We start from the raw sequence: 22,657 nt of genomic DNA on the forward strand, positions 1-22,657 counted from the left end.
ACGCATGTATGCTCATCGAGATGAGCGAGCAGGCAGCTACCCGAGTCGAGCGCAAGGAGCGCACCCGCGCGGCGCTGCTCGACGGCACCCTCGCCCTGGCCGCGGATCGCGGTTTCGCCGCGCTCTCGCTGCGTGAGATCGCGCGTTCGGCCGGGATCGTGCCCACCGCCTTCTACCGGCACTTCACCTCGCTCGACGAACTCGGCACCACCCTGGTCGAGGCGGGTGTGCGCCAATTGCGGCTGGCGCTACGGGAAATGCGGCGCACGCCCAATGCCAGGCTCGCCCAGACCGTGCGCTTCGTGTTCGATCAGGTCGACGGGCAGCGTGACCTGTGGGGATTCCTGCTGCGCGAGCGCTATGGCGGATCGGCGGCGCTGCGCGGGGCCATCACCGCCGAAATGCAGCTCATCGAGCGGGAATTGGTGGCGGACCTGTCGCGGGTGCGAGCGCTGGACGCGTGGTCGCCCGACGATTTGGAGTTGGCGGCGGGGCTCATCGTGTCCACGGTGGCGGACCGGATCGCCGATTACCTGATCAGCGACGGCCGCGAGAGTGCGCGCGTCATCGAGCGCGCGGTGCTTCAGGTTCGGCTCATCGCGCTCGGCATGGGTGTCTGGAAACCCTGAAGCGTCTGGAAACCTTGAATCTAGCGGCCGCGCAAGTCGTCTCCGCGAACCGGCAGCAAGAGCATCAGGCCGATGACGAGGACCACGAGCAGACCGATGATTCCGGCCCGCTCGGCGTTGAATGCCCAGACGAAGAACCCGAAAAGGGTTGGGGCGAGGAATGATACGGCTCGCCCCGTGGTCGCGTAGAGGCCGAACAGCTGCCCCTCGCGACCCGGCGGGGCCAGCCGCGCCAGGAACGAGCGCGCCGAAGCCTGTGCGGGACCGACGAATACGGTCAGCAGCAGGCCGAAGATCCAGAACATGAGCGGGCCGGACAGCACCAGCAGGAAGGCGCCACAGATGATCATGCCGGTCAGCGCCGTCACGATCACCGCCTTGGGGCCGGTGCGGTCGTCGAACCGGCCGCCGACCAGAGCGCCCAGTGCCGCAACGACATTCGCGGCAATGCCGAACAGCAGGACGTCGGAGTCGGCGATACCGTAGACGCGGACGGCCAGGATCGCTCCGAAGGTGAACACCCCGGCCAGGCCGTCCCGGAAGATGGCGCTGGCCAGCAGGAATCCGACGGTGCGGCGGTCCACGCGCCAGAGCTCGCGCACATCGCGCCAGAGCACCCGGTACGAACTCAGGACGGCCCGGGCGGGAACAGCCGCACCGGGATCGGCGTCGGTGCGCGGGACCTCCGGGACGTAAAGGAACAGCGGCACGGCAAATCCGGCGAACCACACCGCCGCCAGCACCGCGACCAGGCGAATGTTCAGGCCGTCATCGATCGGCACGCCGAGCAGTCCGCGGTAATCCCCCTTGCCAGCGATGAACCCGACATAGCAGAGCAACAGCAGCAGGATGCCACCGAAATAGCCCATGGACCAACCGAATCCGGAGATCCGGCCGACCGTGGCGGGCGTCGACACCTGCCGCAGCATGGCGAAATACGGGACGTGGCAGAGCTCGAAGGTCGCCGACCCCACGGCCAGCAGCACCAGCCCGACCCACAGGTAGTGGTAGTCCTTCCGCACGAAGAACATGGCCGCCATCACCACGACCGTGCACGCCGTCAAAATCCCCAGCGCCAGTTTGCGTTTCGCGGTGGCATCGAACCACTGCCCCGCCACCGGCGCGGTCACCGCCACCACGAACCCCGCGGCCCCCAATGCCCATCCCAGCCACGCACTCGGCGAAACCCCGCCCGGCAGCCCCTCCCCCACCTTGTCGGTCAAATACACCGAGAACACGAAGGTGAGAATCACGGCATTGAACGCCGCCCCCGCCCAATCCCACAACCCCCACGCCAGCACCGGCCCCCGCCCGGTGGCCTGCCCAACCGCCGCCCGCCCCACAACCCCCGAGCCCTCGCTCATGCAGCGCAGACTACTGACCTCCGCCGAAAAATGTGCCCCGGCCAGCCATTCCGACCAAAATGTCGCGCCGGAAGGTTCATTGCGTCGCAGTTCCCCGGCTATGTCGCCGACGCGGGGGACATTTCGGAGGTGAGGTCCGTCCGCGTTCCGACGGAGCGAGTGTCGCCCGGCGCGCAGACATGCATCTTCGCTGGAACCCAGGTTTCCAGTGGTCGGCCGTGGGCCTGTTCGACGTGGTCGGCCCAGGGGCGGCGGCGTTGGTCTTCGGTCATGGCGAGGAGGGTGTGGAGTTTGTCCCAGGCTTCGGGGTCGGCGGGGGTCCAGACCTGCATCCACGCGCCCGCGATGGAGGGCAGGGACATGCTGGTCATGTACATGACGAGTTCGCCGACGGCGAGGTTGCGGATGACGCGGGTGCGGCCGAGGGGCAGGGCTACGTCGTTGCGGGCCCACAGTTCGGCGAAACGCGGGCTCAGCGCGACCATTTCGTCGATGAACGCCACCCATTCCGGGTCGCCGATATTGCGTGCGTAGGCGGCGCGCAGGTAGCCGACCATGCGGGCCAGGTGCTCGGGTTCGGAGTGCGAGGGGTAGGGGGTGCAGCATTCGTCGGCCAGGAAGACCTTGCGCAGCACATTGCGGGAGCCGCTCATGAACATGGGATACATGACGGTGTAGGCCGCATTGTGGGCGATCACATCGTATTTCGCGCTGAACAGGGCGGCGGGCAGCGGATGCATGTGGTCGAGGATGATCTGAACCTCCTCGGGCACGGGCTCTTCCACCACCGGCGACGGAATGGTCGGCACATCCGCCAGCCGGTACAGGTGCGCGTGCTCGGCACCATCCAGCGCCAGCGCCCGCGCGATCGCATCGAGAACCTGGACGCTGCAATTGATATCGCGCCCCTGCTCGAGCCACGTGTACCAGGTGATCCCCACCCCGGCCAGCTGCGCGACCTCCTCCCGCCGCAGCCCGGGCGTGCGGCGCCGCGTCCCCACCGGCAGACCCACCTCCTCCGGCCGAATGCGCGCCCGCCGCGATTTCAAGAAGGTCGACAGCTCCTCCCGCCGCGCCTTGCGCACCGAGCGCGAAGAGCCGTTCCGCGCCGCGGCTTCGGACACCGTATCGATCAAGGGTCCGCATGGATCCGCTTCTGACACCATGCGTCCATGGTGGCGGTTCCCGCTACTTGTATCCAGGTGGTGGCAGTACCCGTATAAGCAGGCTCCTGTTACCCGCTGCCGCGCCGCCGCACCCTCGGTTCATGACACAGAGCTTGACCCAATCCCCCACCGCGGCGGCACCCGCCCCGGTCGCCACCCGGCGACCGATCGCGGTCCTCGCCGTCATCCTGCTCGGCCAGTTCATGGCCGTCCTGGACGCCTCCATCGTCAATGTCGCCATCCCCTCGATCCGAACCTCCCTGCACGCCACGGGTTCCGGCCTGCAGCTCATCGTCTCCGGCTACGTCATCGCCTACGCGGTACTGCTGGTCACCGGCGCCCGCCTGGGCGACCGATTCGGGCAGCGCACCATGTTCGTGACCGGGCTGGCGGTGTTCACCCTCGCCTCGCTCGCGTGCGGTCTGGCCACGAACACCGCCGCGCTCATCGTCTTCCGATTCCTCCAGGGCATCGGCTCCGCGGCCATGGTGCCGCAGGTGATGACCCTCATCCAGCGCACCTTCACCGGAACCACACGCGCCCGGGCGCTTTCGGCCTACGCTGCCGTCATCTCCGGCGGCATGGTGGTCGGTCAGATCGCGGGCGGCGTCATCGTGAGCAGCGATTTCGCCGGAACCGGCTGGCGCGGCGTGTTTCTGGTGAACGTCCCGATCGGCCTGGCGCTGTTGGCCGTCGCACCCCGCATCCTGCCCGCCGCGGCCGTGCGCGGCGATCGCAAGCTGGATCTCGCGGGCCTGGCCGTGCTGACCCCGGCGGTGCTGCTGTTCGTGGTGCCGCTGGTGCTCGGCCACGAACAGGACTGGCCGGTGTGGACGTGGATCGCCCTGGCCTGCGCCGCGGTCGGTTTCGCGGGCTTCGCCCTGGTGGAACGCTGGGTGCATCGGCGCGGCGGGGAACCGCTGTTCGCCGACCGGGTTCTGAGGTCCCCCGGCCTGGTTCTCACCGCCTGCACCCTGTTCCTGGTGATGACCACCTTCGGCGGCTGGCTGTTCGTCATCGCCATTCATCTGCAGAGCACGCTCGGCTACAGCGCCCTGCACGCCGGACTGCTGTTCCTGCCCAATGGCATCACCTTCGCCCTGGCCAGCCTGAACTGGTCACGCATCCCCGCCCGCTACCACGCCCGCATGATTCCGCTGGGCCTGCTGCTGGCCGCCGTCACCATGGTCGTCATGGGCCTGCTGCTGCGCGGTGGCGGCGACATGGGCCCGCTCGCCCTGACCGTCTTCGGCATCATGGGCATCGGCTTCGGCCTGTCCTTCAGCCCGCTCATGGCCCGCACGACCAGCCGAATCCCCTTGGCCCTGGCCGCCGATGCGAGCGGGATCCTGGTCACCTGCGTCCAACTCGGCGTCGTGGTGGGCATAGCCACCTTCGGCTCGGTCTTCCTCTCCCTGGCCGGAACCACCCTGCTCTCCGCCTCCCACGCGGTCGGCGTGACCGCCATTGCCGAGGGCGTCACCGTTTTGGTGGCAGGTGTCCTCTCCGCCAAGGCTGCCCGCTGAAAACCGGTGTCAGCGGATCGGCAGGACGGCCAGAACCGGGTCGTAGGCCCAATTGAGCATGCGTTCGGCGTCGTCCCTCGCGGCGGCGCCGCTCCATGCGGCGCTGTGCAGGACCACGCCGATCAAAGGGATTCCGGCGCGGACGGTTTCGAAGAGCAGGCAGGCTCCGGCGGCATCGGTGGAGCCGGTCTTGATGCCGATGGTGCCGGGGTAGTGGCGCAGGAGCAGGTTCGTGGTCTGCCAATTGTGTGCGCGGTGGCCGTCACCGCCGGGGAGAAAGTGGCTCTGGGAACCGGCTACTTCGCGGAAGACCGGGAGGAGCATGGCGCGCAGGCCCAGCGCGATCAGGTCGGCGGGGGTGGAGTAGGTGGAGTCGTCGGCGGGGATGGGCAGGCCGCTGGGGTCGGCGAAATAGGTTGCGGCCAGGCCCATTTGCGCCGCGGTGCCGTTCATCTTGGCCAGGAAGCCGTCCAGGCCGGGGCCGTAGGCGTCGGCGAGGGTGTAGGCGGCATCGCAGCCCGAGGGCAGCAGCAGAGCGTAGAGCAGTTCGTGGGTGGGGAGCACCTCACCGGCGGACAGGCCCGCGGTGCTGCCGTCATTGCGGACGCAGTAGGCGATGGCCTCCGACGGGACGGTGACGGGTCGCTCGAGGTCGCCCGCGGTGATCACGACCAGCGCGGTCATCACCTTGGCGATGCTGGCGATCGGGACCGGGGTGTCCTGCTGGCGAGACCACAGCATCGTGCCGGTTATTCCGTCCGCCAGCGCGGCCGCCGGGGCCTGCACGCCCTCCGGTTCGGAATCGGTCCAGGGCAACAGGGTACGGGGAGGGCTCGCCACCGGGGCGGCCGCCGCCACACCATGACCGACCGCCATGACCAGCACCGTTGCCACGGCAGCCTGCAATACCCGAGCGAATGTCCGCATGGTGTCTGTATACGGGCTGGCACGCGAGAAGTGATCGGCGACACACCGATGCGGTGTCACGGTTGCCGGTGTGGGCGGTGTCTCCAGTCATGTCCGAGTCATCCGGGCGGCGGAAGAGTCGTCCGGGAACGAAGGAGAGTGGAGATGAAGACCCTGATCGTGTGTGTTTCGGTGTCGCATGGGAATACGCGCCGGGTCGCGGAGGCCATGGGCGAGGTACTCGATGCCACCATCGCCGAGCCGGAACAGGTCGAGGTGAGCGACCTCGACCGGTACGACCTGGTCGGATTCGGGTCGGGCATCTTCCATCAGATGTTCCACCCGCGGCTGCGGGCCTTCGTGCGCGCGCTGCCGAAACAGCCGCGCGGCAAGGCATTCGTCTTCGCCACCAGCGGGTTCCCGCCGCAGCTGTGGCCCATGACCCGGCTGGCCCGGCGCGCCGGATTCGACGTGATCGACACCTTCTCGGTGCGCGCGTTCGACACCTGGGCCCCGCTGCGACCGATCGGCGGGGTCAACAAGGGCAGGCCCGACGCGGCCGATCTGGAGGCGACGCGCGCCTTCGCCGCCGGACTGCGCGCCCGGGTGGCCGCGAGGGCCTGAAAGTCCCGGGCGCGCAATCCTTCTCAGTTGACGGTGAACGCGTAGGTGGGCGTGGCGCTCGCGCCCTTGGTCGCGTCGTAGCTCACCACGTAGTTGCCGGTCGCGGGGGCGGGGACCACGAACACGGCGAAAAGGTCGGCCTTGTCGATGGTTTGATTGCGATCGAGCAGCTCGTCGATGAAGCCGCGGTTGTCGGCCACTACGGTCTGGCCGTCGGGCATCTTCAGGCTGAAGTCCTCGGTGAAGACGTTCAGGCCGCCGCCACCGATGCCCGAGCCGCCGACCAGCTTGATGTGCAGCGCCAGATTCATCTTGTTGCGCTCGCCCTTGACGTAACTGGGAGTCAGTGTGCCACCGGTGATTTCGACGGTGGTCTGGTCCTGCACCAGCTTGCCGGAGACATTCAGCGTCTTGGGCGCGACGCTGTCGGCCTTGGCATCGGCCTTCAGCGGGATCTTGGTCTGATTGTCCGCCGAGGTGCCGAAGACCACGGTGACGGTGTCCAGCAGGTGCTCGGCGCTGTCGAGCTTCTTCACCGAGGTGGTGACATCGCCTGCGGCCGAACCCTTTCCGGGCACGTCCGGCATGTCGAAGCCGGTGCCCGGGGAGATCGCGCCGTCGATCTGGATATCGGGGATGACGCTGGGCGTGGCGTCCTTGGTGGTGGTGTTCTTGAAGGTCATGTCGACGCGCACGCTCGCGCCGCCGGAACCGTCCGGCGTGACGGTCGCCTTGTCGACGGAGATCTCGAAGCCCTCGTACCAGCCGGTCTTACCGATGGTCCGCACTGTCGCTTGCGAATTCGAGCCGCCGGTCTTGTCGGTGCCGCCCGTCTTGTCGGTGCCGCCGGGCTGGTTGGCCCCGCCCAGCGGCGTGCCGCTGACCGTGCTGACCGGTGTGCCCTTGGTGGTGTCCTTGTCGTTGCACGCTGTCATGAGCATCGCGGAGCTCGCGATGAGTACCGCCGCGGTGACGGTGGTGAGTTTCGAACGCACGGCTGCCTCCCCTGTTTCGCCGTTCAGTGTCCTCCGCCCGGTGGTCCCGGGCGTTTGATTCGCTCTGAAATCCACCCCGCGCACGGGCGCGTTAACCGAGCGCTCCCCGGCGCGCCCGACGCGGACGCGAAAAAGCCCCGCACCTGCTGGTACGGGGCTTTTCGGAGCTACCGTGAATCAGATAGCGCGGACATCCTGGGCCTGCGGCCCCTTCTGCCCCTGGCCGATCTCGAACTCCACGCGCTGTCCCTCTTCGAGCGACTTGAAACCCGAACCGGAGATGGCCGAGTAGTGGACGAAGACGTCAGGGCCGCCACCATCCTGCGCGATGAAGCCGAAGCCCTTCTCGCCGTTGAACCACTTCACGCTGCCTTGAGCCATTGCTTACTTCAATCTTTTCTGTCGATGAGCCGGGCTTATCACGTCCGATCGCCCAGTCTCTGTACCACCACAATGCCCTGTCGCGACCAATAAGTCGCTACCGGCACGGCTAATTGTGAGACAACCAACCGTACGCCACAGAAGTGATCTGTGGACACGCAGGGCCCAATACTATGCACTGAATTGCATAGTACGGGCTGTAGCAGTTACCCTGGCCGCATGGCCCTCGAACACGCGCTCCTGGTATCGCTGACCGAACGCGCCAGCTCGGGGTACGACCTGGCGCAGCGCTTCGACAAGTCCATCGGATTCTTCTGGCACGCCACCCACCAGCAGATCTATCGCGTGCTCAAGCGCATGGACGAGCAGGGCTGGGTGATCGCCGAAACGGTCCCGCAGGACGGCCGCCCCGACAAGAAGGTCTACACCGTGTCCGAGGCCGGGCGCGAGGAACTGATCCGCTGGATCGGCGAGCCCACCGAACTGGAACCCATGCGCAACGAGCTCGGCGTGAAACTGCGCGCCGCCTCGCTCGGCGATGTGTCGGCGCTCATGGCCGAGGTGAAGCGCCATCGCGACCAGCACGAGCATCGACTCGACCTGTACCGCACCTTCGAGAAGAAGGACTACCCCGCGCCGGATCAGCTCTCCGGCAAGAAGCTGCACCAGTACCTCGTCCTGCGCGGCGGCATTCGCGTCGAGGAGGGAATCGTGGACTGGTGCGACGAAGTACTCGACGCCCTGAAGCGCGACACGAAAGGCACTCGTCGATGAGCGCGTACCCGCACCTTTTCGAACCTCTGGACCTGGGATTCACCACGCTACGCAATCGCGTGGTCATGGGTTCCATGCACACCGGCCTCGAGGATCGGGCCTGGCACATCAACCGGCTGGTCGCCTACTTCGCCGAGCGGGCCAAAGGCGGTGTCGGACTGATCATTACGGGCGGATACGCACCCAACCGCACCGGCTGGCTGCTGCCCTTCGGCGCGAAGCTGACCAACAAGACCGAGGCCTACCGCCACCGCGCCATCACCAAGGCCGTGCACGCCGAGGGCGGCAAGATCGCGCTGCAGATCCTGCACGCGGGCCGCTACTCCTACATGCCGACCAGCGTGTCGGCCTCGGCCATCAAGGCCCCGATCAACCCGTTCAAGCCGCGCGCGCTGTCGGCCAAGGGCGTCGAGGAGACCATCGACGACTACGCGCGCTGCGCGGCCCTGGCCAAGTTCGCCGGGTACGACGGCGTCGAAATCATGGGCGGTGAAGGGTATTTCATCAACCAGTTCCTGGCCGAGCGCACCAACAAGCGCAAGGACAAGTGGGGCGGATCGCCGGAGAACCGGCGGCGCATCGCGGGCGAGATCGTGCGCCGGGTGCGCAAGGCCGTCGGGCCGGACTTCATCATCGTATTCCGGCTCTCCATGGCCGATTTCGTGGAGCAGGGCCAGACCTGGGACGAGATCGCCGCGGTCGCCAAGGATGTGGAGGCCGCCGGGGCCAGCATCATCAATACCGATATCGGCTGGCACGAGGCCCGGGTGCCCACCATCGTCACCTCGGTGCCGCGCGCGGCGTTCGTGGAGTGGACCGCGAAAGTCAAAGACCTGGTGGACATTCCGGTGTGCGCGTCCAACCGCATCAATATGCCCGAAACCGCCGAGGAGATCCTGACCCGGGGCGACGCCGATCTGGTGTCGCTGGCCCGTCCGCTGCTCGCCGACCCGGACTGGGTGCGCAAGGCGCAGGACGCGCGGACCGACGAGATCAATACCTGCATCGCCTGCAACCAGGCCTGCCTGGACCACGCCTTCCAGGCCAAAACCGTTTCCTGCCTGCTGAATCCGCGCGCCGGGCACGAGACCGAGCTGCAGCTGCTGCCGACGCGGCGCACCCGGAGGTTCGCGGTCGTGGGCGCGGGCCCGGCGGGACTCTCCGCCGCGGTCAGCCTGGCCCAGCGCGGGCATCAGGTGGATCTGTTCGAGGCCGACGACAAGATCGGCGGACAGTTCGACATCGCGCGCCGGATTCCGGGCAAGGAAGAGTTCAGCGAGACCATCCGCTACTACACCCGGCAGATCGAGATCACCGGTGTGCGTTTGCATTTGCAGACCAAGGCCACCGCCGAGCAGCTCATCGCGGGCGGCTACGACGAGATCATCCTGGCCACCGGCGTGAAGCCGCGCATCCCGAACATCCCGGGCATCGACCATCCGAAGGTGCTCACCTACGCCGAGTTGGTGCGCGAGGGCAAGCCGGTCGGCAAGAAGGTGGCGGTCATCGGCGCGGGCGGCATCGGCTTCGACGTGAGCGAATTCCTCACCGTCGACGGGCATCCCAGCCTCAAGCTCGACGAGTGGAAGGAAGAGTGGGGCGTCTCCGACGATCCCAACGTCCCCGGCTTCGTCACCACCCCCAAGCCCTCCCCCGCCGCGCGGGAAGTCGTACTGCTGCAGCGCAAGTCGTCCTCGTTCGGCAAGGGCCTGGGCAAGACCTCGGGCTGGGTGCACCGGGCCGTGGTCAAGGCCAAGGGCGTCGAGCAGATCGGCGGGGTCAACTACGAGCGCATCGACGATCGCGGGCTGCACATCAGCTTCGGCGAGAAGCGCCAGCGCCCGCGGGTCATCGAGTGCGACAACGTGATCCTGTGCGCCGGACAGGAATCCGTGCGCGATCTCCAGGAGCCGCTGCAGAACGCCGGGGTGAAGGTGCACCTCATCGGCGGCGCGGACCTGGCCGCCGAGCTCGACGCCAAGCGCGCCATCAACCAGGGCACCCGCCTGGCGGCGGGCCTGTAATGGCCAACCTCACCCGCCTGGGGCTGCCCGGAGACGAGCAGTCCTGGGCGGCCTTGGGTTTCACCGTCGGCGACGGGCGCATCCGGATCGGCGGCGTCGACTGCGCACTCGGCGAGGCCGCCTGGGGCTTCGACGAAACCCACGCCGATCCAGGGATTCTCGGCGTTCCCTATCTGGAATCGAATACGCCCCGGTCCGATTGGGTTCCCACGCACGCGAACGGTGTGAGGACCGTCGATCACGTCGTGTACTGGGTGCCCGACCTGGACGACGCCGTCACCAATCTGACCGCCGTCCTTGACGTTCCGCCGCGGCGGCGCTTCTTCCCACGCGGCCCGCAGGGACCCGAGATGGCCTTCTACCGCGTGGGCGAGCCGTTCATCGAGGCGGTCACCTCGGGTCGGCCGCCCGCGCTGGTCGGGGTCGCGTTCATGGCGTCGGATCTGGACGCGACGGTGGCGGCCGTTCGCGCCGCGGGCGGACCCATCGGTGACCCCAAACCGGCCGTCCAGGGCGGACGGATCGCCAGCGTCTGGTTTGGACACTTGACCTGGGGCATCGCCTTCATGGAGCCCAAATCACCAGGGGTATAGTCTCTTGCGTTTTCGCGTGAGAGTTCCACGTTAGCCACTGCATCGCCCCATCTGATCTGCACTGATCCAAGGAGACGATCACAATGGCATTACCCCGCAAGACCATGGCATTACCCCGCAAGACCATGGCATTACCCCGCAAGACCATGGCATCACCCCGCAAGGCCTTTGCCGTCGTGTGTTCCGCCCTGGCTGGCGGAGCCCTGGTCACGCTCGCCCCGCACGCCGCCGCCGCTGGCAGCGCGGTGTGCAACGGCGGCAACCTGAGCATCACCACCAGCCCGATCGGGATGGCACCCGGCCCGGTCAACGGCAATATCAGCGGCACCATCACCGGCTGCGACATCAGCGGGTTCCAGGGCACCTTCAGCGGTAATGGCAACTGCGACGATGTGAACGTCAATGTCGACGCCGACCTGATCTGGAACAACGGCGACCGCACCCACGTGTCCGGCCCCTTCCACGTACCCGGCGGCCCCACTCCGCCGCCCGCGAGCAACACCCTGCAGGTGACCTCGGGTGAGGGCTCGAACCTCGCGGTCAACACCGGCCCGATCGACAACCCGGGCCAGCTGGCCGCGGACTGCATGGCAAGCAATGCGCGCACGCTCACCGTGCCGCTCACGTCGGTCGTGCTCAGCTGACCCATCGTGTCGACGAAGGCCCCGCCGAAACCGGCGGGGCCTTCGTCTATTCCGGGAACCCCACGCCCTAGCTAACCGCACGATCTTCCGTCCGGAAGCGAAATGACCTATATGGCAACCGATTCAGACGGTCAGCGCTGTCGTACCGCTCTGACATGATCGCGAAGCACCTGATTTCAACGACTCTGGGGGAGAAATTCTCTATGAACTTGTCACGTAAGGCCGCTCTGGGAGTAGCGGTCTGCGCCGCCGGTGCGCTGCTGTCCGGCACCACCGGCACCGCGAGCGCGTACTACGGCGATCTCTACGGCGCGTACGCGGTGACCGTCCTCGGCAACCAGTGGCACATCGCTTACACGTACAACGCGCCCGACCAGGCCACCGCCGACAGCCACGCCATGGACCTGTGCGGCTACTCCGACTGCGTCATTCCCGTGCGCTGGGTGAACGGCTGCGCGGCGCTGGTGGACCGCGACGGTGACCTGTACACCGGCCTGGGCCGCACCCTCGTCGAGGCCTCCCGCAATGCCCTCGCCGCCAGCGGCCCGGACCCGAACCCGCTGATGGTCAGCCTGGGCAGCGCGGAACCGAGTCAGGCGAAGGTGCTCGACTCCCGATGCACCGCCAACGCGGGCTGATCGGATCCACCGCCAGGAGTGGAGGGCACGCCCCCGCGCACCCTCCGCTCCCCCGGACCCGCCCCTCCGAATCGCCCGTGCATGGGTAGGCTCTTCGACCGTGAGCCTGCCTGCACCCACCGCCGACAATCGTGCCGTCGTCACCGGAGCCTCCTCCGGGATCGGCGTCGCCCTCGCCGAAGAGCTTGCCTCGCGGGGTTACTCGCTGATCCTGGTCGCCCGGCGCGGCGATCTGCTGGCCGAGCTGGCGCAGCGGCTGACCGAGCGGTACGGCATCACCGCCGAGGTGCGCGCGGTGGACCTGTCCGACCGCGATCAGCGCGCCCCGCTGGCCGAGGAGCTGGCCGCCCGCGATATCGCGATCCTGTGCAACAACGCCGGTGTCGCCACCTTCGGCCCGCTGGCCAAGCTGGATCTGGACTACGAGCGCGCCATCATGGAACTGAATGCCGTTGCCGTGCACGACCTCACCCTCGCCGTGCTGCCGGGCATGCTGGAGCGGCGCGCGGGCGGCATCATGATCACCGGTTCCGCGGCGGGCAATATGCCCATTCCGCACAACACCACGTATTCGGCGAGCAAGGCGTTCGTCAACACCTTCTCCGAGTCGCTGCGCGGCGAGCTCAAGGGCACGGGCGTGCACGTCACCCTGCTGGCCCCCGGCCCGGTCCGGACCGACAATCCGGACCAGGAGGAGATGGGCAACAAGATCCCGGAGTTCATCTGGGTCACCGCCGCCCACACCGCCAAGATCACCATCGACGCGCTGGCCCGCAACAAGATGCGCGTGGTTCCGGGCCTGATCAGCAAGGGTATGAGCCTGGCCGGGCAGTTCGGGCCGCGCTCGATCACCTCGGTGGTCGCGGGTGCCGCCTACAAGAAGCTGGGTGAGTGACCTCTCATCAAGGTCAACAAGCCGTAAGGATCGCCCCGGCGATCGTCAAGGCCGCGTAGCCGGAGGTGCACCGGCTACCGGTACGGGCGTACTCCTGAGTAGGCCCCGCAGAAAGGAAAGCGGGGACGCCAACAGGAGACACCTTGACGCTGCTCGAGATCTTTCCGTCGCTGCGTGACGGGGGCCTGGTGCCCCGCCTCGATCCGGCCATCTGGCCCGCCGAGACCCACTACGACGACGACGGACGCATTACGGTCGGCGGGGTCGCACTGGCCGATATCGCCGATCAGTACGGCACTCCGACCTATGTCCTCGACGAGGGCGAGGTGCGCGGGCGCTGCCAGGCGTACCGCAAGCGGTTCCCCGACGCGGAGATCATCTACGCGGGCAAGGCGCTGCTGACCCGGGCGGTGGCCGAATGGATCACCGACGAGGGTCTGTCCCTGGACGTGTGCTCGGCCGGGGAACTCGCCGTCGCCCTGTCCTCCTGGGCCGCACCGGAGCGAATCATGCTGCACGGCAACGGGAAACCGTTCGGCGAGCTGGAGACCGCGATCAGCTGCGGGGTCGGGCGCATCGTCATCGACTCCCTGACCGAGATCACCTCGCTCTCGGCCTTGGCGACCAAGCCGCAGCGCGTGCTGCTGCGGGTCACCCCCGATATCGACGTGCACGGGCATCCGGCGGTCCGCACCGGGGTGACCGACCAGAAGTTCGGCTTCCCGATCGGCGGACAGGGCATCAAGGAGGCCGTGGATCGCATTGTGCGGCAACCGAACCTGGAACTCGTGGGCCTGCACTGCCACATCGGCTCGCAGATCTACGACACCTTCCCCTACGGCGAGGCGGTGCGCCGGATGATCGGCGAAATGGCCCGCATCCGTGACGAATTCGGCATCACCCTCACCGATCTCGACCTCGGCGGCGGGCACGCGGTTGCCTACCGCAGCGGCGACGCCGAAATGAACCTGGCCGAGCTGGCCGACATCGTCGAGGACTCGCTCGACGCGGCCTGCGCCCGGCACGGATTCCCGCGCCCGCGAATCGCTTTGGAGCCGGGTCGCGCCATCGTGGCCCGCGCGGGTGTCACGCTCTACCGGGTGCTGTCGGTCAAGCACGTCGAGGGCGGCCACACCTACGTGACCGTCGACGGCGGCATGAGCGACAATCCCCGCGTCGCCCTCTACGGGGCGCGCTACGACGCGGTCGTGGTCAACCGCCACCCCACCGGCCCGCACATGACCGCCACCATCGCGGGCCGCTACTGCGAGGCGGGCGATATCCTCGCCCACGACGTCAGGCTGCCCGCCGACCTCCGGCCCGGCGAGGTGTTGGCCATGCCCTGCACCGGCGCGTACCACCACAGCCTGGCCTCCTCCTACAACGGAGTCGGCCGTCCCCCCATCGTCGCCGTCCGGGATGGCCAATCTCGCGAACTGGTTCGCCGCGAGACGATCGACGACCTGATGTGCCGAGACATCGGCCACTGACGCCGCGTCCGTTCGGAGAACCCCTCCGAGATTCCGGCACGCTCTTGGCCGGGATCCACCCTGCTGCGGTGGATCCCGGCCAATATGCATGCCGCGATGACAGGGTCGCGATAGCCCTCGAGGCGGCAATCAGCGTTTGCGGGTGCCGAAGATGCTGCGGCTGATTTCTCGGCCCGCGACGGTGGCCGCCGAGCGGAGCAGGTTCTTGAAGGCGGGGTTGTTGACGATCTTCTCCGCCATGGATTCCGGCTCGGGGGCGGGCCGCGAGGAGCGGGAGGACTTCGCCGGGGGCTCGTCCTCGGCCTGTTGCTGTGCGGCGGCCAGCTTTTCGGCGAGGATCTCGTAGGCGGAGTCCGCGTCCACCGTGGTGCCGTACTTGCCGTACAGGCTGGATTGCTGTGCGCGGGCGCGGATCTGGTCGTCGCCGATGGTGTCCATGAGTGAGCGCGGCGGCTGCATGCGCGCCCAGGCCACCGGGGTGGGCGCGCCCTTCTCCGACAGCACGGTCACGATGGCCTCACCGATACCCAGTGAGGTGAGCGCCTTTTCGAGATCGTAGGTGGCGGTCTTGGGGTAGGTGCGGACCGTCTTCGACAGGGCCGCCTGATCCTCCGGGGTGAACGCGCGCAGCGCGTGCTGGATGCGCGCACCCAGCTGGGAGAGCACGGAATTCGGGATGTCCGTGGGCAACTGGGTGCAGAAGAACACGCCCACACCCTTGGAGCGGATCAGTTTGACCGTCTGCTCGACCTGGTTCAGGAACGCCTTGGACGCGCCGTTGAACAGCAGGTGCGCCTCGTCGAAGATGAACACCAGCTTGGGTTTGTCCATATCGCCGACCTCGGGCAGGGTCTGGAACAGGTCGGCGAGCACCCACATGAGGAAGGTCGAGAACATCTGCGGCCGTGCGGCTTGCGCGCCCAGCTCGAACAGCGTGATGACGCCCATGCCGCCCGCGGTGCGCATGAGATCGGCCGGATCCAGTTCCGGCTCACCGAAGAAGGTGTCGCCGCCGTCGGCCTCCAGGTTCACCAGGGCGCGCAGGATCACGCCCGCGGTCTGTGCGGAGACGCCGCCGATGCCCTTGAGGTCCTCCTTGCCCTCGGGGCTGGTGAGGAATTGGATGACCGCGCGCAGGTCCTTGAGATCGAGCAGCGGGAAGCCGTTCTGATCCGACCAGTGGAAGATCAGGCCGAGGGTGGATTCCTGGGTTTCGTTGAGCCCCAACGCCTTACTGAGAAGGATCGGCCCGAACGACGTGATGGTGGCGCGGATCGGCACACCGATGCCCTCGGTGCCGAGCGAGACGAACTCGCAGGGGAAGCCCTGCGGTTTCCAGTCCGGGTCGCCGGTCTCCTGGGCGCGGGCGAGGAGCTTGTCATTGGACTGGCCCGGCTGTGAGAGGCCCGACAGGTCGCCCTTGATGTCGGCCACCACAACCGGCACACCGGCCGCCGAGAGCTGCTCGGCGATGCCCTGCACGGTCTTGGTCTTACCGGTACCGGTCGCACCCGCGACCAGGCCGTGGCGGTTCATGGTCTTCATCGGAATGCGTACGCACGCATCGGGATGCACGGTGCCGCCGGTGATCACGGTGCCGAGTTCGAGGGCCAGGCCCTCCATGGCGTAGCCCGCCGCGATCTCCTGCGCGGCCGCCTCGTCTTTGTCTGCGGCACCGGCCTTCGGCTTCGCGGCTTTGGCTCCCGAATCGGCTTGCGCAGCAGCGGCATCCGCCTTGTCCGCGGCCGCCGCCTTGCTGACGGCATCCGCCTGCGCGGCCGCGGCCTGCTTCTCCGCGGCTTCCTGTTCGGCCGCTTCCTTCTCCGCGGCCTCGGCGGCGGCCGCCGCTTCCGCCGCGATCCGCGCCGCCTCCTCCGCCGCCTTTCGTGCCGCCGCTGCCTTCTCCTGCGGGGTGGTCATCGCGCTTCCTCCGTCTGCTCTGCCAACTGCGACTGCCCTGCGATATGCGTGGAACTGCCCAACCAACATGCCGACCGCTCGTTTTGCGCGGATCTGCCCAGAACGATACTGCCCGGCCGGGCGGGCGAGCGGCCTCGACGCGGCCGGGTAACCGGGGCGGCGCGCCGCGAAGGGCTAGGGTTTGGCGGGTGAGCGATAAGTACGTGGTGTGGATGGACTGCGAGATGACGGGCCTACGGCTCGACAGCGACAAGCTGATCGAGGTGGCCGCGCTCGTGACCGACAGTGACCTCAATATCCTCGGCGAGGGCGTGGACATCGTGATCCACGCCGACGACGCCGCCCTGGCCGCCATGCCGCCGGTGGTGACCGAGATGCACGCCCGCTCCGGGCTCACCGACGAGGTCCGCCGCTCCACCGTGACGGTCGCCGAGGCCGAGCAGCAGATCCTCGACTACATCAAGCAGTACGTACCCACCCCGCGCACCGTCCCCCTCGCGGGCAACTCCATCGCCACCGATCGCGGCTTCATCGCCCGCGACATGCCGACCCTGGACGCCCACCTGCACTACCGCATGATCGACGTCAGCTCCATCAAGGAACTGGCCCGCCGCTGGTACCCCCGCATCTACTTCGGCCAGCCGGAGAAGGGCCTCGCCCACCGCGCCCTCGCCGACATCCAGGAGTCCATCCGCGAACTCCAGTACTACCGCCGCACCGCCTTCGTCGCCCCACCCGGCCCCTCCACCGCCGAAATAGCCGCCGTGGCCGCCGAACTCTCCACCCCCGCCCAACCCCCCGTAAACCCCTCCTGAACAGCCGATTAGGTACTCGACCGGCCAACACGTTAAGCTCTACCGCGCCGGAAGTTACCGGCAATGGTGGCTGTAGTTCAGCTGGTAGAGCACCAGGTTGTGATCCTGGGTGTCGCGGGTTCGAGTCCCGTCAGCCACCCCACTCGAGGCCCTCGATCCCCCGGATCGGGGGCCTCGCCGCATTTCACCAACTTGCGCTGCTCGCTCAGCTCAGGCGCGGGCGCGTCGGCGATCCGCGCGGGATTCTTCGTATGCAGGCCATGTTTGCCGAAACGGCCGCCTGGCAGTACCAGGATCAACGCGACTTCATCAACGCCGATCACTGGGCGGCGATGGCGTTGCGATGGTCGCACCAGCTGGCCGATGACTATTGCATCGGGTTGTCCCTGGTACGTATGAGCCAACTGGCTTGCGACCAAGGCGAGGCAACGGAGGCTGAGGAGTTGGCCAGCGGAGCACGTCGCAGCGCTCCCCATGACTCACTGTTTTCAGCTGCGGCACTGACATTTCGGGCTCACGCGTTGGCGCTCGATGGAGACCGTACGGAAAGCGCCCGGGCTTACGACAGCGCTCGCGAGGTTGTCGCGACAGCCCCGGAAGATCCGAAATGGGGCATGTTCCTGGATCATTCCTACATTGATGCGTACCAGGCATACACCCGAACAGCAATCGGTGAATATGCCACCGCGACAGCGCAGTTCGCAGATGCCATGGCTCAGATGCAGCCGGATTTCCCACGGGAGAAGGGCGTATACCTCGCGCGGGCAGCCGTCGCCCACATGGCAGCGGGAGAGATCGAGTCGGCCGTGTCCGCCGGGAGTCAGGCTTTGCGGATCGGTATAGCAACGAGGTCGGCCCGCATCCTTCACAAGGTCCGCCAGCTGTCGGGCATGATCGATCCTGCCAGTACGCAAACCGGAGTCGCCGAGTTCCGCGACGCCTTCACCGCCTGGGAGTCAGAGACTTGCCCCGACCGTATGTAGTGCTCTCCGTGGCCGTCAGCCTCGACGGCTATATCGACGACATGGTCCCGGAGCGCCTCTACCTGTCCAACGATCGGGACTTCGACGGGGTGGACGCGTTGCGCGCCGAGTGCGACGCCATTCTCATTGGCGCGGAAACCGTCCGTCGAGACAATCCACGCCTGTGGCTGCGCAGTGAAGAGCGTCGGGCCGCTCGCGCTACCGCTGGCAAACCCGAGAACCTTCTCAAGGTGACGGTCACCCGCTCGGGCGATATCGACCCGGCCGCGCGCATGTTCCACCATCACGTCGAGGCCGGAAAGCCCCTCGTCTATACCACCTTCGAAGGTGCCGCGAAGATCGGTGACCGCCTCGACACAGTGGCCGAGGTCATCACTGTCACGGACCCCGACTTCTGGGGTGCGCTACTCGACGACCTCGGCCGCAGAGGTATCGCACGCCTCATCGTCGAAGGCGGCACACACATCCACACCGCGTTCCTGGCATCCGGACTAGCCGACGAACTCCGATACGCGGTCGCGCCCCTCCTGATCGGCCAAGCAGAAGCTCCAAGATTCGTCGGCCCGGCCGAATTTCCCGGCGGCTCGCGACGCCGGTTGGAATTCCTCGACGCATCAGTGCTCGATGATGTTGTCGTTCTGCGCTACCGGCCGAAAGGCACCAGCGCAACGGCACCCGGTTCATAGCAGCGGACTCACCGAAGCGGTGTGGCGGCCGGTCGTCGGCATCGGATCCGCCTCGACAGGGGTAGTAACCACCCCGCCGAACAGTCGATCGACCTGCGCCCCAATCCGATCCGCCCGGCGCGTCGCGGTGCGCCACGCCGATGAGTTGATGGCGGCGATATACGGGTAGCAACTGGTCGTCTACCGATGAAACGGTTCTGGTTCGGTGGCGGACGGGCGTCGTCGTGCGGCGATATTGACTCGTGCAAGCATGCGCTGCCGCCGAACGGGGCGATTGTCTTGCACAGCAACCGAATTGGAGCCGATCGGAGCTCTTGACCGGGCTGGCGGCAGCGCAAACGATTGTTATCGGAACCGAATTGGTTCGTGAGATCGAACTCGAAGGAGACAGACATGTCGTCCCTCACCCGCTATTTGTCGCTGTTCATGCTCGTCCTTGGCGTGGCGATCACCCTCGTGCTGGCCAATCCGATGGTGAGCATGGCGCTGGCCGACCCGGGACGCGTCCACTTCTGATCCAGGCGTTCAGCCACCAGGCCCAGGCCGGAGGAACTTTCTCTCGCCTGGGCCTTCTGCTTGCCCGAGCTGATCCGCGATCGGCTACAGTGGCCCCGCCCATACTGCACATGAAAGGCGTTACCGATAAGAGAGGAGCGCCGGTGAAGATCGCGTTCGTTGGCAAGGGTGGCAGCGGTAAGACGACGTTGTCGTCCTTGTTCATTCGACATCTCACCGAACAGGGGCTGCCCACCCTGGCGATCGATGCGGATATCAACCAGCACCTGGCGACGGCGCTGGGGGCGAGCGAGGAAGAGGCGGTGACGCTGCCGACGCTCAGCGAGAGTCTGCCACTGATCAAGGAGTATCTGCGCGGGGACAATCCGCGGATCGCGTCGGCGGCGGCGATGATCAAAACGACGCCGCCGGGGGCCGGTTCGCGACTGCTGAAGGTGGTGGAGGACAACCCGATCTACGCCGCGTGCGTGCGCGAGGTCGGTGGCGCGCGGCTCATGGTGACCGGCCCGTTCGCCGAGGAGGATCTCGGGGTGTCCTGCTACCACTCCAAAGTGGGAGCCGCCGAAATCCTGCTCAACCACATGGTCGACAGACCCGGCGAGTACGTGGTGGTCGACATGACCGCCGGAGCCGACTCGTTCGCCTCCGGATTGTTCACCCGCTTCGATCTGACCGCGCTGGTCTGCGAGCCGACGCTGCGCAGTGTCGGCGTCTATCGCCAATACCGCGACTACGCCAAGGATTTCGGCATCCGCATCGCCGTGATCGGCAATAAGATCTGCGATGACGACGACCTGTCGTTCCTGCGTGAACAGGTCGGTGACAACCTGCTGTGCTGGGTCGGACGCTCCACCCATGTCCGCGCGGCCGAACGCGGCGACATCCGCCCGATCGCCGACCTCGAACCCGACAACACCCACGCCCTGGCGACAATCCGCTCCACCCTGGACTCGATCACCCGCGACCCGGTCGCCTACCAGCGCCAAGCGGTCGAATTCCATGTCCGCAACGCGAAGGCATGGGCCGGGGAAGACCTTGTCGCACAGGTCGATCCGGACTTCGTACCGTACCCCGATACGAACTCCGCGCCCCGGCCGAACCTGGCTTCCGCGACGTCGTGAATTCGAGGTGGGCCGCCCCTTCGCGGCGGCCCACCTCGGGTCAGGGTCGATCCGATTCCGACCCGGACACGGCGTCCGCGCTCTCCGACTGCTGCTCCGCCGTCGCCGGGCGCAGCGCGGTGGCAAGTTGAAATACGCCATTTGTCCGCGTGATTCGCACCTCGGAGAATCCGGCGGCCTCGAGGAGGGTTCGGATCTCCTCGTCCGTGTACAGCCGCATGCGGCGGGCCACGGGGGCGGGCGCGATCTTCGAGGGCGGGTTGGGAGCCACCGAGTGCACGACCAGTCGACCGCCCGGTGCCAGGACGCGATGTACTTCGGCCAGAGCGCGCGGCGCATCGAGGAAGAACAGGACGTTCATCAGGGCCGCGGCGGTATAGGTGGCATCGGGCAGCGGGAGCGCCTCGGCGGCGGCCCGCACCACCTCGAGGCGACCCTGTCGCAGGGCTTCGGCATTGTTCTTCTCGGTGAGCGCCACCATGTCGGCGCTGTGGTCGACCGCGGTCGCGCGGCAGCCGGACTCCAGCGCCCAGTTGATGAACGTTCCGCCGCCACATCCGATTTCGATGAGGTTGTCCTCGGCGGTGAGCGCGAGGGCCTGCAGCGTCTCACGGAAGATATCGTGGTGGGCCTTCATGTCGCGCCACCAGAATCGGGCGACGAGTCCGCGCGGGTTCTTCAGAATGCGGTCGGTGAAGATGTCGGCGATGGCGGGCATTGGATTACCTCTTTTCGTGGCGGGGGTGGTCAGCGTGCGATCCGCAGATCGCCGAAGACGGTGCGGCGGGCCAGCGGCCGGGCGAGGAAGTTGTGCGGGAAGCCGGGATCGATGGCGGAGGCGGCGTCGAGCCGACGCAACTGGTGATCGTCGAAGTCGATGCCGAACGCGGCCAGATTGTCGTCGAGTTGAGCGAGGGTGCGCGCACCGAGGATGGGAGCGGTCACCGACGGATTTCGCAGCACCCAGGCCAACGCCACCTGCGCGGGCGTGCGCCCCAATTCAGCGGCGACACCGCGCACCGAATCGGCCAGTGCCAGACCGCGTTCGGTAAGTGAATCGTTCGCCGCGGCGATGCTCTTGCGCGAGCCACCCGCGATATCCGTGGCATCGAGGTCGGCGGCCCGGTATTTGCCGGTCAGCACGCCACCGGCCAGCGGCGACCAGGCGACCACACCCAACCCCAACTCCTCGGCCATGGGCACGAGTTCCCGCTCCCCGGTCCGCTCGATGAGGTTGTATTCGATCTGCAGGGCGGCCAACGGAGACCAGCCGCGCAGGTCCGCGATCGTCTGCATGCGCGCCACCTGCCAGGCCGGAGTATTGGAAATACCCAGGTAGAGAACCTTTCCCGACCGCACCAGATCGTCGAGGCCGCGCATGATCTCCTCGACCGGGGTGAGCCCGTCCCACAGGTGCAGGTACAGCAGGTCGATGTAGTCGGTGCGCAAACGGCGCAGGCTGGCCTCGACCGAGGCCATCATGCTCTTGCGGTGGTTGCCGCCGGAGTTCGGGTCGGTGAGCCGCCGCAGTGCGCTGTATTTGGTTGCCAGCACCAGGCTTTCGCGCTCGGACGCGGCGAATTCGCCGACCCACTCCTCCGCGGTGCCGCCCGTGTACTGATTGGCGGTGTCGATGAAGTTGCCGCCGCGCCGGGTGTAACCGTCGAAGATGCGACGCGCCTCGTCTTTGGCCGCGCCCCAACCCCATTCGGTGCCGAAGGTCATCGTCCCCAGCGCCAGCGGCGAAACCCGCAGGCCCGACCGGCCCAGCAGCCGGTAGTGGTCCAGCTCGGTCGGCCGGTCCGCCGACCCCGGAACCGTCCCCACGATCCGCCGGGATCCCGGTTGCACCAACATATTTCGTCCCCTCCGGTGCGGATCAGTCACAACGGCCCGCACCAGAATTGCCATTGCTAATGAAACTCATTTTCATTAATCTAGGCCCGATGGGTTCATCGAGCAAGGGC

At 67.2% G+C, this 22,657-nt stretch carries 23 protein-coding genes and 1 tRNA gene; 16 read left to right on the top strand and 8 right to left on the bottom strand.

Features of this window, described 5'->3' with window-relative positions; genetic code table 11:
* Positions 1-20: 20 nt before the first annotated feature.
* On the top strand, positions 21-629 hold the full coding sequence (locus VMT40_RS13240) for a TetR family transcriptional regulator (protein WP_326358271.1): 609 nt from the start codon (positions 21-23) through the stop codon (positions 627-629).
* A 20-nt stretch (positions 630-649) separates the two neighbouring features.
* Here the strand turns inward: VMT40_RS13240 and VMT40_RS13245 are convergent, their stop codons facing one another.
* Positions 650-1,993, bottom strand: coding sequence for an MFS transporter (locus VMT40_RS13245; protein WP_326358272.1), 1,344 nt, complete (start codon positions 1,991-1,993; stop codon positions 650-652).
* 98 nt (positions 1,994-2,091) lie between these two features.
* Positions 2,092-3,159, bottom strand: coding sequence for a helix-turn-helix transcriptional regulator (locus tag VMT40_RS13250; protein ID WP_326358273.1), 1,068 nt, complete (start codon positions 3,157-3,159; stop codon positions 2,092-2,094).
* A gap of 101 nt (positions 3,160-3,260) precedes the next feature.
* Between VMT40_RS13250 and VMT40_RS13255 the strand changes: the two genes are divergently transcribed.
* Positions 3,261-4,685, top strand: a complete 1,425-nt coding sequence (locus VMT40_RS13255; protein WP_326358274.1) for an MFS transporter — start codon at positions 3,261-3,263, stop codon at positions 4,683-4,685.
* A gap of 9 nt (positions 4,686-4,694) precedes the next feature.
* Here VMT40_RS13255 and VMT40_RS13260 read toward each other — a convergent pair whose 3' ends face one another.
* Entirely contained in the window at positions 4,695-5,612 is a 918-nt protein-coding gene (locus VMT40_RS13260; protein WP_326358275.1) for a D-alanyl-D-alanine carboxypeptidase family protein, read from the bottom strand.
* 144 nt (positions 5,613-5,756) lie between these two features.
* Here VMT40_RS13260 and VMT40_RS13265 point away from each other — a divergent pair, with 144 nt between their 5' ends.
* Positions 5,757-6,215, top strand: coding sequence for a flavodoxin family protein (locus tag VMT40_RS13265; RefSeq protein WP_326358276.1), 459 nt, complete (start codon positions 5,757-5,759; stop codon positions 6,213-6,215).
* 23 nt (positions 6,216-6,238) lie between these two features.
* Here the strand turns inward: VMT40_RS13265 and VMT40_RS13270 are convergent, their stop codons facing one another.
* Positions 6,239-7,210 carry a hypothetical protein gene (locus VMT40_RS13270; RefSeq protein WP_326358277.1) on the bottom strand — a complete coding sequence of 324 codons (972 nt, stop codon included), beginning with the start codon at positions 7,208-7,210 and terminating at the stop codon, positions 6,239-6,241.
* A 177-nt stretch (positions 7,211-7,387) separates the two neighbouring features.
* A complete protein-coding gene (locus tag VMT40_RS13275) occupies positions 7,388-7,591 on the bottom strand; it encodes a cold-shock protein (protein ID WP_062996784.1) in 204 nt (67 codons plus the stop codon).
* A gap of 219 nt (positions 7,592-7,810) precedes the next feature.
* Here VMT40_RS13275 and VMT40_RS13280 point away from each other — a divergent pair, with 219 nt between their 5' ends.
* The 7 genes from VMT40_RS13280 (at position 7,811) to lysA (ending at position 14,649) form a co-directional block, all read left to right on the top strand.
* On the top strand, positions 7,811-8,365 hold the full coding sequence (locus VMT40_RS13280; protein WP_326358278.1) for a PadR family transcriptional regulator: 555 nt from the start codon (positions 7,811-7,813) through the stop codon (positions 8,363-8,365).
* A complete protein-coding gene (locus VMT40_RS13285; RefSeq protein ID WP_326358279.1) occupies positions 8,362-10,389 on the top strand; it encodes an NADPH-dependent 2,4-dienoyl-CoA reductase in 2,028 nt (675 codons plus the stop codon). The genes VMT40_RS13280 and VMT40_RS13285 overlap by 4 nt, the downstream gene beginning before the upstream one ends.
* A complete protein-coding gene (locus VMT40_RS13290) occupies positions 10,389-10,982 on the top strand; it encodes a VOC family protein (protein WP_326358280.1) in 594 nt (197 codons plus the stop codon). Before VMT40_RS13285 ends, VMT40_RS13290 begins: the two co-directional genes overlap by 1 nt.
* Before the next feature lie 83 nt (positions 10,983-11,065).
* Complete coding sequence (locus VMT40_RS13295) at positions 11,066-11,626, top strand: hypothetical protein (RefSeq protein WP_326358281.1); 561 nt, start codon at positions 11,066-11,068, stop codon at positions 11,624-11,626.
* A gap of 203 nt (positions 11,627-11,829) precedes the next feature.
* A complete protein-coding gene (locus VMT40_RS13300) occupies positions 11,830-12,264 on the top strand; it encodes a DUF4189 domain-containing protein (RefSeq protein ID WP_326358282.1) in 435 nt (144 codons plus the stop codon).
* A gap of 100 nt (positions 12,265-12,364) precedes the next feature.
* Entirely contained in the window at positions 12,365-13,159 is a 795-nt protein-coding gene (cmrA, locus tag VMT40_RS13305; RefSeq protein WP_326358283.1) for a mycolate reductase, read from the top strand.
* Positions 13,160-13,302: 143 nt separating this feature from the next.
* Complete coding sequence (gene lysA, locus VMT40_RS13310; RefSeq protein WP_326358284.1) at positions 13,303-14,649, top strand: diaminopimelate decarboxylase; 1,347 nt, start codon at positions 13,303-13,305, stop codon at positions 14,647-14,649.
* A gap of 129 nt (positions 14,650-14,778) precedes the next feature.
* On the opposite strand, the gene VMT40_RS13315 is transcribed toward lysA, so the two are convergent.
* Positions 14,779-16,569, bottom strand: coding sequence for a helicase HerA-like domain-containing protein (locus VMT40_RS13315; protein WP_326358285.1), 1,791 nt, complete (start codon positions 16,567-16,569; stop codon positions 14,779-14,781).
* Positions 16,570-16,757: 188 nt separating this feature from the next.
* Here VMT40_RS13315 and orn point away from each other — a divergent pair, with 188 nt between their 5' ends.
* From orn to VMT40_RS13345, 6 genes are all read left to right on the top strand, one after another.
* Complete coding sequence (orn, locus tag VMT40_RS13320; protein ID WP_326311616.1) at positions 16,758-17,384, top strand: oligoribonuclease; 627 nt, start codon at positions 16,758-16,760, stop codon at positions 17,382-17,384.
* 66 nt (positions 17,385-17,450) lie between these two features.
* Positions 17,451-17,526 (top strand) — tRNA-His (locus tag VMT40_RS13325).
* A 109-nt stretch (positions 17,527-17,635) separates the two neighbouring features.
* Positions 17,636-18,367: a hypothetical protein gene (locus VMT40_RS13330; protein WP_326358286.1), complete on the top strand. Its 732-nt coding sequence runs from the start codon at positions 17,636-17,638 to the stop codon at positions 18,365-18,367.
* Positions 18,368-18,375: 8 nt separating this feature from the next.
* Complete coding sequence (locus VMT40_RS13335; RefSeq protein ID WP_326358287.1) at positions 18,376-19,053, top strand: RibD family protein; 678 nt, start codon at positions 18,376-18,378, stop codon at positions 19,051-19,053.
* Between the two features lie 393 nt (positions 19,054-19,446).
* Entirely contained in the window at positions 19,447-19,569 is a 123-nt protein-coding gene (locus tag VMT40_RS13340; protein ID WP_326358288.1) for a hypothetical protein, read from the top strand.
* 143 nt (positions 19,570-19,712) lie between these two features.
* The gene (locus VMT40_RS13345) at positions 19,713-20,690 is read left to right on the top strand and encodes an ATP-binding protein (RefSeq protein WP_326358289.1); all 978 of its coding nucleotides are present in this window, start codon (positions 19,713-19,715) and stop codon (positions 20,688-20,690) included.
* A gap of 40 nt (positions 20,691-20,730) precedes the next feature.
* Here VMT40_RS13345 and VMT40_RS13350 read toward each other — a convergent pair whose 3' ends face one another.
* Complete coding sequence (locus VMT40_RS13350; protein ID WP_326358290.1) at positions 20,731-21,408, bottom strand: class I SAM-dependent methyltransferase; 678 nt, start codon at positions 21,406-21,408, stop codon at positions 20,731-20,733.
* 29 nt (positions 21,409-21,437) lie between these two features.
* A complete protein-coding gene (locus tag VMT40_RS13355) occupies positions 21,438-22,547 on the bottom strand; it encodes an aldo/keto reductase (RefSeq protein ID WP_326358291.1) in 1,110 nt (369 codons plus the stop codon).
* Positions 22,548-22,657 lie beyond the last annotated feature (110 nt).

Origin of the sequence: Nocardia sp. CDC160 (assembly GCF_035818795.1) — a bacterium.
Classification (GTDB): Bacteria; Actinomycetota; Actinomycetes; order Mycobacteriales; family Mycobacteriaceae; genus Nocardia.